Source organism: Bacillus sp. FDAARGOS_1420, from assembly GCF_019344915.1.
Taxonomy (GTDB): domain Bacteria; phylum Bacillota; class Bacilli; order Bacillales; family Bacillaceae_G; genus Bacillus_A; species Bacillus_A mycoides.
In genome coordinates this window covers 1,613,731-1,630,010 of record NZ_JAHWJB010000002.1, presented here as the reverse complement: position 1 = coordinate 1,630,010, position 16,280 = coordinate 1,613,731, and the positions used below count along the sequence as shown (strand labels likewise).

Annotated in this window: 12 protein-coding genes; 1 reads left to right on the top strand and 11 read right to left on the bottom strand. The window is 32.9% G+C overall.

Annotated elements, in window-relative coordinates:
* Positions 1–223: 223 nt before the first annotated feature.
* The 5 genes from hblA to I6L50_RS18565 form a co-directional block, all read right to left on the bottom strand.
* Positions 224–1,357 (bottom strand): hemolysin BL binding component B, encoded by a 1,134-nt coding sequence (gene hblA / locus I6L50_RS18585; protein ID WP_088039396.1) that lies wholly within the window; start codon positions 1,355–1,357, stop codon positions 224–226.
* A 31-nt stretch (positions 1,358–1,388) separates the two neighbouring features.
* Positions 1,389–2,615, bottom strand: a complete 1,227-nt coding sequence (hblD, locus tag I6L50_RS18580) for a hemolysin BL lytic component L1 (protein WP_219302293.1) — start codon at positions 2,613–2,615, stop codon at positions 1,389–1,391.
* Between the two features lie 65 nt (positions 2,616–2,680).
* A complete protein-coding gene (gene hblC / locus I6L50_RS18575) occupies positions 2,681–4,000 on the bottom strand; it encodes a hemolysin BL lytic component L2 (protein ID WP_219302292.1) in 1,320 nt (439 codons plus the stop codon).
* A gap of 699 nt (positions 4,001–4,699) precedes the next feature.
* A complete protein-coding gene (gene bla / locus I6L50_RS18570) occupies positions 4,700–5,626 on the bottom strand; it encodes a class A beta-lactamase Bla1 (RefSeq protein WP_374108426.1) in 927 nt (308 codons plus the stop codon).
* 281 nt (positions 5,627–5,907) lie between these two features.
* Positions 5,908–8,043, bottom strand: coding sequence for a peptidoglycan D,D-transpeptidase FtsI family protein (locus tag I6L50_RS18565; protein ID WP_219302291.1), 2,136 nt, complete (start codon positions 8,041–8,043; stop codon positions 5,908–5,910).
* A gap of 410 nt (positions 8,044–8,453) precedes the next feature.
* On the opposite strand from I6L50_RS18565, the gene I6L50_RS18560 reads away from it, so the two are divergent.
* Positions 8,454–10,178: a peptidoglycan D,D-transpeptidase FtsI family protein gene (locus tag I6L50_RS18560; RefSeq protein WP_219302290.1), complete on the top strand. Its 1,725-nt coding sequence runs from the start codon at positions 8,454–8,456 to the stop codon at positions 10,176–10,178.
* Between the two features lie 46 nt (positions 10,179–10,224).
* Here I6L50_RS18560 and I6L50_RS18555 read toward each other — a convergent pair whose 3' ends face one another.
* From I6L50_RS18555 to I6L50_RS18530, 6 genes are all read right to left on the bottom strand, one after another.
* The gene (locus tag I6L50_RS18555; RefSeq protein WP_219302289.1) at positions 10,225–11,052 is read right to left on the bottom strand and encodes an SH3 domain-containing protein; all 828 of its coding nucleotides are present in this window, start codon (positions 11,050–11,052) and stop codon (positions 10,225–10,227) included.
* Positions 11,042–11,575, bottom strand: a complete 534-nt coding sequence (locus I6L50_RS18550; protein WP_002127457.1) for an RNA polymerase sigma factor — start codon at positions 11,573–11,575, stop codon at positions 11,042–11,044. The genes I6L50_RS18555 and I6L50_RS18550 overlap by 11 nt, the downstream gene beginning before the upstream one ends.
* A 203-nt stretch (positions 11,576–11,778) precedes the next feature.
* Positions 11,779–12,459: a lipoprotein BA_5634 family protein gene (locus I6L50_RS18545; RefSeq protein ID WP_219302288.1), complete on the bottom strand. Its 681-nt coding sequence runs from the start codon at positions 12,457–12,459 to the stop codon at positions 11,779–11,781.
* 35 nt (positions 12,460–12,494) lie between these two features.
* Positions 12,495–14,432: an FtsX-like permease family protein gene (locus I6L50_RS18540; protein ID WP_219302287.1), complete on the bottom strand. Its 1,938-nt coding sequence runs from the start codon at positions 14,430–14,432 to the stop codon at positions 12,495–12,497.
* Positions 14,407–15,177 (bottom strand): ABC transporter ATP-binding protein, encoded by a 771-nt coding sequence (locus I6L50_RS18535; protein WP_002017024.1) that lies wholly within the window; start codon positions 15,175–15,177, stop codon positions 14,407–14,409. The genes I6L50_RS18540 and I6L50_RS18535 overlap by 26 nt, the downstream gene beginning before the upstream one ends.
* Positions 15,178–15,305: 128 nt before the next feature.
* A complete protein-coding gene (locus I6L50_RS18530; protein ID WP_219302286.1) occupies positions 15,306–16,280 on the bottom strand; it encodes a sensor histidine kinase in 975 nt (324 codons plus the stop codon).

The following is a 16,280-nucleotide window of genomic DNA, read 5'->3' as shown; positions in this document are numbered from 1 at the left end:
CTCACTAATCATAGATTAGGTTTTATGGAAAAATTCATAAAAATCATTCACCTTAAAAATTCAAACTTGTATAACTACTTTCTACATATAGGATGGAATTATAAAAATATTTCAATAAAATAAAAGACAGAGGCCTGATGATACCTCCGTCTTTTCAATTTATAAAGAACAAAAAATCATTTTATAACTGTATAAATGCCCTTGCAACAAATACTGTATTCCGCTATTTTTTTGAAGAAACAGGATCCATTTTTAATGTTTTTATCCCTTCTTTTAATGTAAACGCATCCGCTCTCAATGTTTTCCAACTATCTTTCGCTGCATTCAAATTAGGTTTTAGGAATTTGAATTTATTTTGATCCGCTTTTTGGGATGCTTTATCAATATGACTAAGCACTCCCGAATATTGAGAATCTAAATCATGCCATTGTGCAGACATATAGGTAAGTGCATTAATAGCCGATCCAATCGCATTGTGCATTTCATTAATATTATTATACGCAACACCAACTACACGATTTAATGTTACTTTATAATCTATAGTCTGACGTAATTGTGCTAACAACGGCTCTAACGTACCTAAATTATTTCTTGCTACCCCTATCATTACACCACCAGCAATCCACGTAGGAATTGAGGGAATTGATACAGTTATTATTCCATCTGATTCTACTTGTTTAAAATGTCTTACTTGCTCTAAAACTTCATTTAGGCGCTTTTCATCTTCATCAATTCCAGATGCTTGGTTTTTCAGAATCGAATGCAAAATATCTTTATGACCTGCAAATGCTCGGACATCTTCTCCAATACTATCTCTTAACTTAGCTAGTTCTTGTATTAAATTCTGTGTATATGCTTGATTTTGTTTAATCTCACCTTGTAAATCTGTCATGCCTTCTTTTAATGTGTCTGCATCCCCTTCATTAATCGCTTCTACTAATGTGTCATAATAATTGTCGAATTTAGTATCATACTCTACAATCCCCGTCAGTGTATCTAAAAGTTGTTTTTTTATGTGTGAATCCCATTTCGTAGCATGCTCTCTTGCATTCTTTTGATCTTGTAGAATTTGACTAGGTAGATTTGTATATCCTTTAATGTCAATTCCTTCAAAGTTAACATCTGGGTTTTTAATTAACAAATAAGAGTAATCATTCATGGATTTTGCAAATACCCCAGCATCTTGCAAAGCTTTTTTCATCTTTTCGCTGTTTACAGAAAGAGATATATCTTCGGTACTAGTTTGTTCCATTTTACTTTCACTTGCGAAGGCTGCCACTGGAGAAACTACAGTAGTTGTTGTCAGAGTTAAAAACGTCGATACAGCAAGTAGTTTATAAGGAAAGCTTTTATTCATTTTAATTCCTCCCATACATATATATTGATTTTTAATTTGTTTTTTCTTGTTTAAAAGCAATGTCTTTTGAAATGAATTCTGCATCCTTATGAATATCATTCCAACTTTGTTTTGCAGCCTTTAAATCATCAGGTATTAAAGAAAGTTTATGTTCTTGCATTTGGTCGATATTATCATATAGATCTTTATAATTCGCTCCCATCGTATTCCATTGTTGCTGAATACTTGTTAGAGACATAATTGCTTGATCAACTGTTTGATACAAATATGTTAAAGTGTCTTTTGTATTAGTAAGTGAAATAACTGCTTGGTTAGCTAAATCAGCTTTCATACTTAATTCTCCAATTTTATTCGAAATTTCATTATAGGAGTTCATATGATTAGATGCCTCAACACCAGCTGCTGTTCCTAAACCGATACCAGCTGCCCCTAGAGCTGTTAGACCACCAACAACAGCTGGTGTCGCTGTGCCACCGGTCACAACAATTACTACCGCTCCTGCAATCGTTCCAATAACTAAAATAGCTGCTCCTAATCCACCACCAATTGACCAGGCTAATACATTATCAAAATGTGCTTTCTGCGTAGAACGTAAATTCTCAATTTCGGCCTGAAGTTGTGGGACTAGTGCTTGTTTTCCCGCTAATATAGCCGTTAATCCCCCTTGTCCATCTGGACCTCCAACATTATTTTTAAAATCTACAGTATTTGTATACAACTTTGTTTTGAAAGCTTCTAACATCTTAATAACTTCCGTAACTTCATTTGAATTTGTATGAATTGTACCGATTAAATCCCCTATTCCTTCTTTGAGGCCCGCCTTATCTTTCTTTTTTACAGTATTTACTAGTGTGTCGTAATAATTTTGAAATTGTTCATCATAATTTACAATATTACGTGCTGTCTTTTGAATGTTTGGCTTCGCTGTATCTAGCCAGTAATTTGCATTGATTCGTGACAGTTCCTGATTCAGGTGAATGTTTTTGATTAATTCTCCCCCTCCTGAACCTAAATCAATGTTGGATAAATTTACATTCGGTTGCTTAATCATTGTTTTTGCGTACAAATCCATTACAAGAATATGAGAGCCTGTTTCAGCCAACACTTTCTTTAATCCTTCAGGTCCTAACGTATAATTTTCTATTTTCTGTTCTTGTGCTGTCTGTTCTTGTGCAAGTGCGTGAATAGTACTACCATTCGTAGCAGTTATAACCGTTGCTAAAGTGGCCAAAGTTATGACCTTAAGTGGAAATTTCATTTTTTGATTCTCCTCCTTATTTTCAGTTGCGTTATAATTTTTTCATTAAACCTTATTTCTTAATATTAAAATTTATAAACTTGTTCTTCGAGTTGATTTGTTACATTTTTTAGTCGTCTTAATGTATCTTTTTGAGACTGAGTGTTACTAGTATCAACTTCAGTCAATAATTTTGTAATACTATTATTTATTAGATTCAAATCCTCTTTATAACGTTTCATTAGCTCAATTTCTCCATCTACTTGATTAGCAAATGTATGCAAATCATTTTGCATGAAAAGAATCATTGATTTTTGTAAATCTGCTACTGTTAATTTAGTTGTTAAGTCATATAATTTTTGATTTTGTTTCTCTAGATCATCTAAATGCGCTCGTTGCTCTGCTGTTAGTTTATTAATTTCGGCAAAGGTACTATATGTTTTTTTAATTTTTTCAGGATCAATCACTTTCATAAGATCATACTCTTTCGTTTTTGTAACTGCAGCTGCAGCAATTTCACCTTTTTTACTTTTCTCTATCGCTTCACGTACTTCTTTTTTGGCAGCTTCAATTTCTATAGCTGATTTTCCTTTTTCTGTTGCTTCTTGCTCTGCTTTCTTCTCTGCTTCTACAATAGCATTGTTTATTTCTTTTCCTTTGCTATACGCTACTACCGCTGTTTGAGCAGCCGGTTCAATGATATCTTTTGATAGGCTATAAATTTCTTGGAATACCTTTAGCCCTTGTTCATTTAAAGCTCCTGGTAATAATGCTATTTGCTCTAAATCATTTTGAATTGATTTTTTTGTATTTAGCATTTCATTTTTTAACTTGTCTATTTTTCCTGTTCCCTCTGAACTAAGTACACTCTGTGCTTTTACCACATCTGTATCAAGATTTTTCAGTTTCTTATCTACCTGTAGTTTAAGATCTGTTAACTCATTAATCTGACGTTGCACGTTTTCTTGGTTTGTTATAGTCATATCTTGAAGAACTTCCAGTCTATCTATAAACCCTTCTTTATCTTCCTTATTATCTACAAATCCTTTTAATGTTGGATAATAGCTATTAAATTTGGTTGCAAATCCTTTACTTTTTGAATTTAGTAGAATTAATTTTGGATATAGTTCTGATGACCACTCTTTCATATCTTGTTTAATTAGAAATTGAGTTGTATTTAAAGATGGAACTTCTTCAAGTTGCACATTCGGACTTGCTAAGGCTCCATCTATAAAGGTTTGTGTTAATTTGGAGTGTGCACCTATTTTTCGTAATGCTGAGGAAATATCTATATTTTCTTGTTTCATTTCTGCCTGAACGATTGGCGTTGCGAGAGTATTGATAGGAATAGTCGCTCCAGTAACGATTGATGTTATTAAAAATCCTGTCATAATTTTATTCTTCATTCCGTACACCTCTTCACTATTGTCTTTTACAGTTTTAATCGTAAATTTTGTACAACCTAACGTTAGGATTTCTTCACATATACTTGAGGATAAAGATTTTTCCAAAAAAGTAATTACATCTCGTTTTTTATTTATTTTTGATAGAATATAAGGACCTTACTTCCCCCTCATTTTAAACACTATGTTTTTCATAAGTAAACCAGAAAATCGCTTTGATTAAATTTGATTTTTCAGATATTAATTATTCAAATTATAAAATATTATATTTAAAAAAGTTAAATCCAAATTTCATTTCATAAAGTGAAATAATTATACTATGATAATTAAACATAAAAATCCTTTTATTCCCCAAATCCTATATGAATCCCTCATCCGAAAATGATTTTAATATAATTTAATAGTGATTGACGCATATGTGTCTTTTATATGGATATGTAAAATTACATATTCATATAGGAGTAACTAGCATACATACGCCAAAATATTATTATCGTATATATAATAATCATGTTACTACGAACACCACAGGAGAAAACTCCCCTCATGAACTTTAGAGGATAAATTATCCATGAAATAATAATTTTTGCTTATATACTTACTATTATTATAGGAATACAAAAAAGCGATTCTTTTCACAGTAAAAGAATCGCTTTCTAGGTTCCTATTTTCAATTACATTACATAAAGAATTGAGAAATTATCATTTAAGAGCCTTAACTATCACTTCAGTTGCCTCTGCAATTAATTTATTATCATAGGTAGCTTCTTTCTCATCTTTACTAGATAAGATTGCAATGATAATAGGTGCCCTGTTCGGCGGCCAAACGATAGCAATATCATTGCGTGTCCCATAACTTCCAGCTCCTGATTTATCTCCAACTATCCAGTCAGTTGGTACGCCTGCACGAATAAGTTTGTCTCCTGTAGCATTTCCTTTCATCCACTCTGTAAGAATGTTACGTTTATGAGCTGGAAGCGCATTTCCGACCGTTAAAGCTTTCAGATTCGTAGCAATTGCTTTCGCTGTACTAGTGTCACGAACGTCTCCTGGAGTAGCTTCGTTTAACTCTGGCTCAAAGCGATCAGCCATAGTAACCCGATCACCCATCTGTCTAAGTGCTTTTTCATATCCTTTAGGTCCGCCTATTTTATTAAATAAAATGTTCCCGGCGGTATTATCACTGGAACGAACAGCCGCCTCTGCAATTTCCCCAAGTTTCATGCCTGTATCTACATGTTTCTCTGTAATGGGTGAATATTCAACTAAGTCGTCTTTCGTATAAGTGATAACTTCATTTAATTTATCAATTGAGTTTTGCTGTAGCAATACTCCTGCCGCTAATGCCTTGTAGGTTGATGCAAAGGCAAATCTTTCGTTAGGTCGATAAGCAATTGTTCGATTTGTACCAGTATCAATAGCATACACACCTAATCGAGCATCAAATTTTTTCTCAAGTTGAGAGAATTCTTTATACGTCGCATGATTTTTATGTTTAACTGGTCCGGTCTTTTCTTTCGCTTCAACTTGCAATGCCCCTCCTGTAAAAGCTTCTAGGCTTGTAAGACTTAAACCTAATATACCAACACATAAACCTATTTTTAGCATCCTCTTGTTTTTCAAAATCATCATTCCTTTCAAATTTTCAATACTGAAAACAAGTAGTAAATTCAATACACTGTATCCTATTTGAAAACCTGTTTTTATACGTACACATAATAGACCATCTAAGAAACAAGTTTGTTCCATAAATTTAAAACCTTTTTAACTAGTAGCCAAGATATTAACAAAAGTAAGAGATAGCAACTATGATAGCCGCTATCTCTTATTTCAAATTTCCTTTTTCTTTAACTTATAAAGGCTTTTATATAAACAGGGTCTCTTCCCCTGAGAAAAGTGCACAAATTTTACTAATTTTGATTCGAACTATCTGTACTAGCAGCTTCACTATGTATACGTTGCTTTTTTAAATCAAAGTATACATCTAAAATTTCCTTTCCAATTATAGAATTAATTCCATTTTTATCATCATGAAGCCATGGGACTACTACAGAAAATGCTACTTCTGGATTATCATATGGAGCATATCCAACTAATGTTAAGTTGTAACATTCCATACGTTCTCCTTTTGCATTTCTACCAATTGGATCATCTCCACCATATACAGTTTGAGCTGTCCCTGTCTTTCCTGCTGGTTTATATGGCGCATTTTTGAAATACTTCACGCCAGTTCCATCACCTTCTTGGAATACCCATCTAAAACCTTCTTTTATCCGATCAATATGTTCTTTCTTCATATCAACTCGATTTAATACGACAGGCTCTATAGAGCGTATAACTTTACCGACCTCTTCTTCTTTTATTGATTGCTCTCGTATTTCTTGTACAATTTGGGGTTGCATTCTATATCCACCATTTGCAATAGTTGAAATATATTGTGCCAATTGCAATGGCGTATACGTATCATACTGACCGATAGAAAAATCTAGTAGAAACCCAGGTTGACTATCTACTTTTCTCGTTTGCCCAATTATTTCATTCGGTAAATCAATACCTGTTGGTACCCCTAAACCAAATTGTTTAAAATAATAACGCATTTTATCAAATGCTTCTTGTTTAATATCCAATGAACCATTCGGTACGTAATTAACTCCCGCAATTTTTAAAGCTGTCTGGAACATGTATACATTCGAAGATACTTGTAAAGCTCGTAAATCATTAATATTACCAAATCCGGATACATTCCATGATTTCTTGGCTTGTGTACCTTTAAATTTCATCGGTGCATCATAAAATTGATCTCCTGGCTGTATTGCCCCTGTCTCATATCCAGTTAATAACGTTGCGCCTTTTACAGCTGATCCTAGCTCATACGAAGTTGTCATGTTACCTAATGCCAAGTCCTCAATCTCTATTTTCCCTTCTTTTTCTACAATCTTTTTGCCTGCCATAGATAAAATCTGTCCGTTATTTGGATTTGTCATGACGACAAACGCTCGGTCCAACAATGGCTCTGAACTCTTAAAAGCTCTCAAATTTTTCTCTATACTTTCTTCCACTTTCTTTTGTAATTCCATATCAATCGTTAATGTTAAACTACTACCACTTTTTCCTTTAGAGATTATTTCTGTGTTTATAATGTTTCCTGATTTATCAGTAATGTTTTTCACTTCTTCTTTTGTGCCGTGTAATACATCTTCATATCGTTGTTCAATATAACTTTTTCCTACACGATCATTACGGTTATATCCACGTACCAAATAAGAATCTAAGTTTTCTTTCGGTAATCCTTCTTCACTACTTGTAATATTACCTAACACGGAACGAAATAAATTACCATTTACATAATTACGTTCCCAATCAACTGTTGTATCTACTCCTGGAAACTCCGCAAGTTTTTCACTTATCCGCGCATATTCTTGATCTGTCACATCTTTTTTTATAATTTGTGGTGTCAGTTGATAACCTGAACTCATTTTACTTTTAATAGCTAACACCTTTAAATCTTGTGCTGTTAATTCTGCCAATTCTACTTCTGTAACGCGACTTCGTCTTAAGTCTTGAATTTTTTTGTCTAGTTCTTTTCCCTCTATTCCCTTTTCTTTAAACTTTCCTATGTCGTTTTTAGTAATCTTTGATTCCGCACGTTTCGTATTCAATTGCATCCAGAAATCTTTTTTATCGATATCAGTTAATTTATTTATATCTTGCTCAGGCATTTCAAGTACCTTCGCCAAGTCTTTTGCTGTTTTTAAAATATCTTCACTCGTAATCCCCTTCACCCTTGTATACGTAATTGTGCGAAGAGATTTATTATTAACGACCGTTTTCCCTTCTCGATCTAGAATCTGTCCACGTGGAACTGGTATACTAGTTATTTCATTTTGACTGTTTTCCACTTGGTTCTTATAAGCCTCTCCCTCAACGATTTGTACTTTTCCTAGCTGCATAATAATAGCTGAGAATAGTACAAATATGCAAAGGAACATTATATTCAATCGAATAGATATATATGTCTTCTGTTTCTTTACTTTTTGTTCTTTCATAAATCCTCCATATAATCCTTCAGGAAATCCTCACTAATACTTAGTAAATAAATATACTAAAAGCGTTCCCTATATATTAGAAACCACTATTCAGTTATAATAGTGTCTTATCTTTTTTGTTAAATCCTTGTAAGCATACATTCCTTTTGGTTTAGCCGCGTAATTGATAAATCTCCCTTCCTGTTTTTTTCTCTATTTTTTTGTCGCCTGCATTAGAAATGCTAAACTGTATAATGACTCATATTAAACTTACACATAGACTTACTATTAACATGTACTTTTTTTCATACTGATTGTTCCTTTCTTCATGCTGTAATACTTAATAGACAATCTAAATCATAAAGTTGTTCCACATTTACAAAAAAAATAATTAACTATAAGATGGAATAGGCTACATAAGGGAGGGTTATATGTTACATACGAAAAGATGGAGATTTTTTGCGGTTCTTTCTATTGTAAGTGTGATTTTACTAATTTTATTAAAAATCAACTTCATTTCAATTACTATCGCAACTTCTTCAGCTGAAAGAGGAAAAATTCTTGATCAAAATGGTGTAATACTAGCTACAAATAAGAAAGTTAAGTCTCTATATTGCACTTCTAATGATGAAAAACTATCGAATAAAGATACATCAAACACATTAGCTTTTTTCAATCAATTTTCAAACGAGTTTCAACATGACATTTCTACAGAGGACATAAAATCTCAATTACAACAATCCTCTAATAAGCAGACTATGAATGAAATATCCTTATACTCTGATATAAATGAAAATGAAATTTCATTCATAAACAAGAATAAACCTAAAAATGTAGTGATCAAAGACGAATTCATTCGATATTACCCAAAGAACGAAATTGCTTCACAAGTAATTGGGTATGTAGAAAATGACCTTAATTCTAAAAATGTACCCGTTGGAAAAAGCGGGATTGAACTGCAATATGAAAATGATTTAAAAGGAAAACCCGGAAAAACTCTTATTTTTAAAATGAATAATAAAAAGTTCTTATGGAACATGCAACAAGTACAAAAAGGAAAAGATGTCCGGCTAGCTTTAGACTCTAAGTTGCAGCAAAAAACAGAGGAGGCATTAAGATCTCAAATCAAGAAAATAACTGATGTTAATGCTGGTTACGTTGTGGTAACCGATGTGAAAACTGGCGCAATTTTAACTATGGCCAACTCAGCAGTGTTTGATCCAAATACATTATATGAACAAGTATCATCTAAAAAAGAAAACATCAAATCACTTTCGCAAAATAAAGCAATTCAAAAATTAAAGTATGGTGAATCTTATGTAAATATGGCCTCTACTATAAAGCCACTTACTATTTTAATTGGATTAAACGAAAAACTTTTTCAACCTGAAGATACTTATTTAGATAAAGGTACTTTTCAGTATGATAATCAAAATAACATTACGAATGCACCTGGAACGCCAACAGGTGAGATTACACCGAGGCAGGCTATCATTAATTCATCTAACACATTTATGACAGCCAAAGTAGCTCTACCCTTATTCAACCAAAATAATGGGAATATAGAAAAAGTTGCACATATATGGACAGAGTATTTAAAGCAATTTGGCCTTCGTTCTAAAACCGGGGTTGATTTACCTTTTGAAGAAGACGGGCAATATGAATTTCATCCAACAAACAAGTTTGAAAATGGTATCTCCGCCTTATTAAATGCCTCTTGGGGAGGAAATGAAGTACACACTCCTCTTCAACTTGCTCAATATGCAGCAACTTTAGCAAGTAAAGGTGATAAATATAAACCTCAAATCGTAAGTGCTATTATTGATCAAAATGGTAAGGAAACAAAGAAATTCAAACCAATTATAGAAAGTTCAAATCATTATCCAATGGACTTTTGGAATGTCGTGCAAGGTGGAATGAGTCAAAATATAGAGGAAATTAAAAACTTACCCTTCCATGTCGCAGGTAAAACAGGCATAACAGGTGCTCCGAATGAGCAAGAAAGAATGATAAACCATTCTCTTTTCATTGCATATGCTCCTACCGAAGATCCACGAATTGCCGTTTCTGTCGTTATTCCTGGTAGTAATTCAGAAAAAAACATTGCTGCTCTCGTTACATCAGAAATTTTAGAGTACTGGAATACTCTTCAATAAGAGAATAAAAACATAGAGGAAGGTTCATTAAAGTGAACCTTCCTCTTTACCATATAGAATCTATATTCGTTATTTTCCATTTACCTTCATGATCCTTTTCGAACATGAAAGAATATTTAATATCAGTTAAAACATACTCTTTTTGTACATATCCAGTATTACCGCTAATTGTCGATACTTTTATATATCCATTATTCTGCACTTTTTCTGGAATCCAAGCTTTTACCATTTCATTAGATACTTCATATAAAACTTGTGATTCTCGCTTTGGTTCAGCTAAAATTTTCGTTTTATTTCCAGTAACAGTTGCATATATATAATGCGCTTGCTTTGGTTCGTTACTTTCTGTCAATCCACTTGGTACTTTGTATGCTCGCTTTGTATCATTTGTAAATGCTCCCCCCATTGTAAGAGCAATTTGCAACTCATGAAAAATATCTTCATCAAATTTCAATTCATCCTTCTTATAACTCTTCCCTTTAAATAGAACTTCATCATTTAACGCTCTATACAGGTCATTTTCATTTTTTGAATTTGTACTTCGATATAACTCATTCATAAATTGTTTTAATGATGGATCTTGAGCAGACTCATCTTTTGTTTTAGGCTTAATTTGAGTACTACTTTGTACCGGTGATTTATTATCATCAAGCCAAGGTTGTTGAACAATAAAAAATAACATTGTACAAACCAAAACAACTACAATAGGCAATGCTTTTTTACGAAATGGTCTCTTGTATGGTACAGAGTCTATTTCACTATTTTGGTATATCGATTGCTTTATTTTATAAATAAATGCTTCTTCATCTTTACGACGCTCCATTGGTCCATTTTTTAATTTGCTATACCAATCAGGATTTTTTTTACTGTTCATCACTTCTACCCTCCCCTATTAATTTTGAAACTTTACTTCTTGCTCTGCTTAACCTAGATTTGACTGTTCCAATGGATACACCTAATGTTTCAGCCATTTCTTCATAAGATAATTCATATTTCGCGTCCAATATTAGTATTTCGCGGTGTTTTTTAGGTAGTTTTAATACAACATCCCACACATCATTCATTTCCTCTTGATTAAAAAATTCTTGTTCTGCCGATGGAGATTGCTTATCGTCACTAAAAAATCCCACTAAAGATATCCTTTTAAAATAAGAGGATTTCAAATAGTTTATTGCCGTATTTCTTGTAATTTTTAATATCCACGTTTTAATAGATGACTCCTTTCGAAACGAATTCCAATGTTTAAAAACCTTAATAAACACATCTTGTGTGATGTCATCTGATAAGTGTGGATCTTTCGTAATAATAAATGAATAATTCCATACATCTTGCCAATAGTCTTTTATAACATAGTCAAGCTCATCATGATTACATTTTTCAATAAACTTCTGTTCCATTTCCACACCTCAAACTTATTTGAATAAACATAAAGCTGCCCTCACTTTTAATATGGTTTCAATATATAGACATGATACAAGTTTCATTTGTTCCATTGTTTATCTTTTTTTCGACAGATGATATTTCTTAAAAAAATGTAATAAAAAAGACCAGGATAAATTCTTAAAATCATCCTGGTTTTTCTGTATTAAATATATTTTCATTATTTTTTTATAATAGAAACCGCATCTAATACATCCACTTGACTCTCCATAGTTTTAGTGAGTTTTTTCCATTCAGTTTCTGCTTGTGCAGCTTTAACATCATCTGAGTTGTATGGTCTATCTTCTCCATACGATTTATTGAAATGTAGGATTTCCATTGATGTTTCATTTACAGGAATCTGATTGAAAGTTGCATTATCAACAATTACAATCAATTCCTCGTAATTTGGATTACGATAGTGACCGAACCAAGTATCACTAGCATACTGGACATCTATTTTCTTTTCATTAATTGTTAATTCCTTGATTTTTTTATTTTTCTTACTAGCTAGTAAGACAGCTTTACCTTTTGGAGCTGAAGGTACTGACTTAATTGGGTCTGAACTCCATACTTCATCATCATTATCTGACTCTCTTAATACACCTAACCCAACCATTTTTTTCGCTGTTTTTTGATCCATCATTAATACTTGTTTACCATCAATTTCTGCTTGCTTCACTTTATACAAAGTGTTGGTCTTAATTTCACTTTTATGTTGATTTACTATTCCTTTTAATGATTGTTCTCCTCCAATTAATAAAGCGGCATTCCTTGGTTCCTCTTTCTTCCCAAAAGAACAAGCTCCTAACATAGAAATAGATACAATCCCTGCCACGCACACTTTCATTACTTTTTTCATTTCTTTTTCTCCTCTTTGCTTGTTTTATCAATACGTTACATGATTTTTTTATATAACCGTTGTAAATAACGCCAACGGACAGTGAAAAAGTACACACTTTGAATGGATATAAAGGCTAGTATAATTAAAATCGAAATCTTTAAAACAGAGTAGTCAATTAGCTGTTGCAAGGCTATAAAAGCGACCCCGCTATGAATAATCGCTATAATGATAGGCAAGAAGAACATTAGTATAAGCTGTCGTGTTACGATTTTCTTTAGTTCTTTTCTACTTAGACCGACCTTTGCAATCATTTCGTATTGTTGTTGTTCTCTTTCTAAATCTGCATATAGCCTGAAATATAATAGGCTGGCTGCAAACGTAAAGAATACAATACCTACTAAAACACTGACGATAAGTAAAATGCCGTTCTCTTGTTTCGAAGAAATCCATTCAGAATACAACGCTTTAAAATAATAATGTGCTTGCCCCGAATTATGATTACCCATTGTTTCTTCTAATTTTTTTGTAACCACTCTTGATTTCTCCCAATTTTCCACGACAAAACCATATTGACTTTTCATTACGTAAGAATCATCTTCCGTCTTTCTGTTAGGGATTTTATCGTACAGAGAATCCGAAACAACAATAATGGCTCCAATTGAATTTGGGAGAACTATATGTGGGACCGCCTTCTTGACCCGGAGGGACATTTCTAAGTTTTCCTGTACTACATCTATTTTTTCAGGTATATCTTTTCCTCTTGCATACTTTTCTTTTTGCGAAATGATTGAGGGTACTATGGTCGCTTCTTGATCGTTATCCATCTTTTCCATTTCATATCCGAAAATTTTTGCAAACTTGTTATACTCTGATACTTTGATTAGCACTAAATTATTTTCCGTGAATTTAGGATTCGTAACCGCTACCTGATAAGAGAAATTTGAGCGAGTAAGTTGTTTTTTCATTTCTGTAATGTGCTCTTCTTCTTGTGCATTTTCTCCTAACGAAGTATAGGTAAATGCAAATGGGTTGGTCATTTCGGTTAATCCCTTATTTCCCATTGCTAGGCATGTACCAATCCCTGTGAAGGCCACAGCGGAAACAATCGCTAGCATAAAGAACATAGTTGCATTATCCTTCATACGATAGGTCAATTCAGATATAGTAAGAAGGTTTGTTTTATTAAAAAACAAAGTGTCTTTTTTCTTTAAGACACGTATTACATACACGCTCAACTGTGAAAATAGAAAATATGTCCCTATCACTACAAAGACTACCCCTCCAAGTAAGTAAGGCATAATGAAGTTTCTTTCTAGTACGAAATAGAACACACATCCATACCCTAACCCAATTAATAATACGGAAAGGAATGCTAATGATTTTGATGCCTTTGGCTCTGGTTTTGGCTTTTCCTCTGATTTCATCAAATCAATTAACTTGTTTGCTTTTACCATTTTAGAAGTAAACAACGAAATGACTAGAAACAGAATCAAAAATGCGCCAGTTGTCGTAAAGACAGCTTTTATAGGAACGTAAAAAGGAAGACCCTTATCAATCGCTAATATATTTTCACTTGCCAATAAATTGAGCTTTGAAAATATTAAACCAATTAAGATACCAAATGTAATTGAAGCGACTCCAATTAACATATTTTCTAAAAAAATTAATTTATTTAACTGCGCCGGTGTCATACCATGCATGATTAAAATTCCAAATTCTTTTTTTCTTGTTTTTAAAAAAGAACTCACCGAATATAAAAGAAAGAAGAATGAAAATACAAAAATGAGATATTGAGAGATTTGCATCCCCATTGTTCCTAAAAGGCTCATTGTTTTACTTGTGGAGGCTAGTTCTCCTTGTAAATCAGGATGAAAAAGTAAGAGTGAATATGTAAAAAAAACCATAACTGAAAATGAGCTACTTAGAAAGTGTGCAGCATAAGTCCGCTTACTTCGAATGATATTATTAAAAGCGAATCTTTGAAAAGTCATGCTTACGACCTCCTAGTAATGCAAGTACATCTATAATTTTTTGATAAAACATTTGTTGGTTTTCTCCGTTATAAATTTCGTTATATAATTTTCCATCTTTAATAAATACAACGCGATCACAAAAACTTGCAGCCACTGGATCGTGCGTAACAAGCATCATTGTTGCATCTTGTTCTTTATTTAATCGTTTTAATAACTCCATTACATCATTAGCCGCTTTTGAATCTAAGTTTCCTGTCGGCTCATCTGCAAGTAATAATTTAGGTTTATGAATTAGAGCACGTGCAATTGCTGTTCTTTGTGCTTGTCCGCCCGATATTTCATATGTTCGTTTATTTAATATATCTTGAATGCCTAATTTTTCTGCAATACCTTCTACACGCTGATTCATATCCTCAACTTTAGTACCATCTAACGTCAGAGGAAGAACAATATTTTCTTTTACAGTTAATGTTGTAAGAAGATTGAATGCTTGAAACACAAAACCTAATTCACGTCTTCGAAATAATGCCAGTTCATTTTGAGATAATTGATATGGATTTTCTCCATTAATCAATATTTCTCCTGATGTGGGAGAATCAATAGTAGAAACCATGTTCAACAAAGTAGTTTTTCCACTTCCTGATGGTCCCATTATTCCTACAAACTCCCCTTTTTTCACACTCAAATTAATGTCGGCGAGCGCTTCATAAGATACCTTTCCTGTATAGATTTTACTCAGTTCACAGACCTTTAATATTTCCATATCGTTTTGCTCCTTTTTATCTTTTAATAACCTAAGTTTATCTAAGCGTCCCTTCTTCTCATATCGATTAACCTTTCATATATCTAACAGGTCTGTAATATTTCTGAAAAATCAAACTAAACACCGTTCTAACGATTTGCATAAGGGAAAATAATACAGATTGTTGTTCCTTTTCCTACTTCCGACTTTATTTCAATATCATGTTCCAATCTTTTTATAATATTTTTCACAAGATATAATCCCATCCCAGTAGATTCCTTAAATTTCCGACCATTTATTCCCGTATAAAATGGGCGGAATACTCTCGGGAGGTCTTCTTTTGGAATTCCTACACCATGATCGTGTATTTCAAGGATTACTGAGCGCTCTTCTTCTAATGTAGTAATAGTAACGTTTTTTCTACTTCCTGCTGAATACTTAATGGCATTGGATATCACTTGATGAATAACAAACCGAAGCCACTTTCTATCGGTTTCTACCATAATAGTTTGTTTTACTTTTACTTCTGGATAAACATAGCTACGGATAAACAGACGTTTATTTTCACGGATTACTTCTTGAACGATTTCCTGTAACGAAACTCTTTCCACATAAAAATCTTGCTCAAACGTTTGTAATCGCGCCATATATAAGACCATTTCTAATCCGTACTGCATTTGATCTACTTCTTCCACAATACTTTCAAAAACCTCCCCATTCTCTTCTTGTGTGATCAGTTCAATAACTGATAGAGGCGTTTTCATCTGATGCACCCATTGATTAATAAATGTAAGGTGCTCTTTTTGTTTATATTCCCAAGTATGATATTGACTGTATTGTGTCTTTAACACACGCTGAAGTGCTACTGATAATGGAGTGGAATCGAGTTCTTCTAAGGAGTCCTCTAATGTTTCAGAAGGGTTGGATAATTTGTTATAAAATCTACGATGGCTAAAGTAGCGATACAGTAAAAACGCAATTAAAAAGCATCCTCCTAAAAACACACTATATAACGCAGTAGATAAGTGGTTATATCCATCCAGCCAATAAACAGTTAGAACGACAAATAGCTGAATGATTGAGAAACAGATGAAAGGGATATGTTCACGTAAAAATAAATTCAT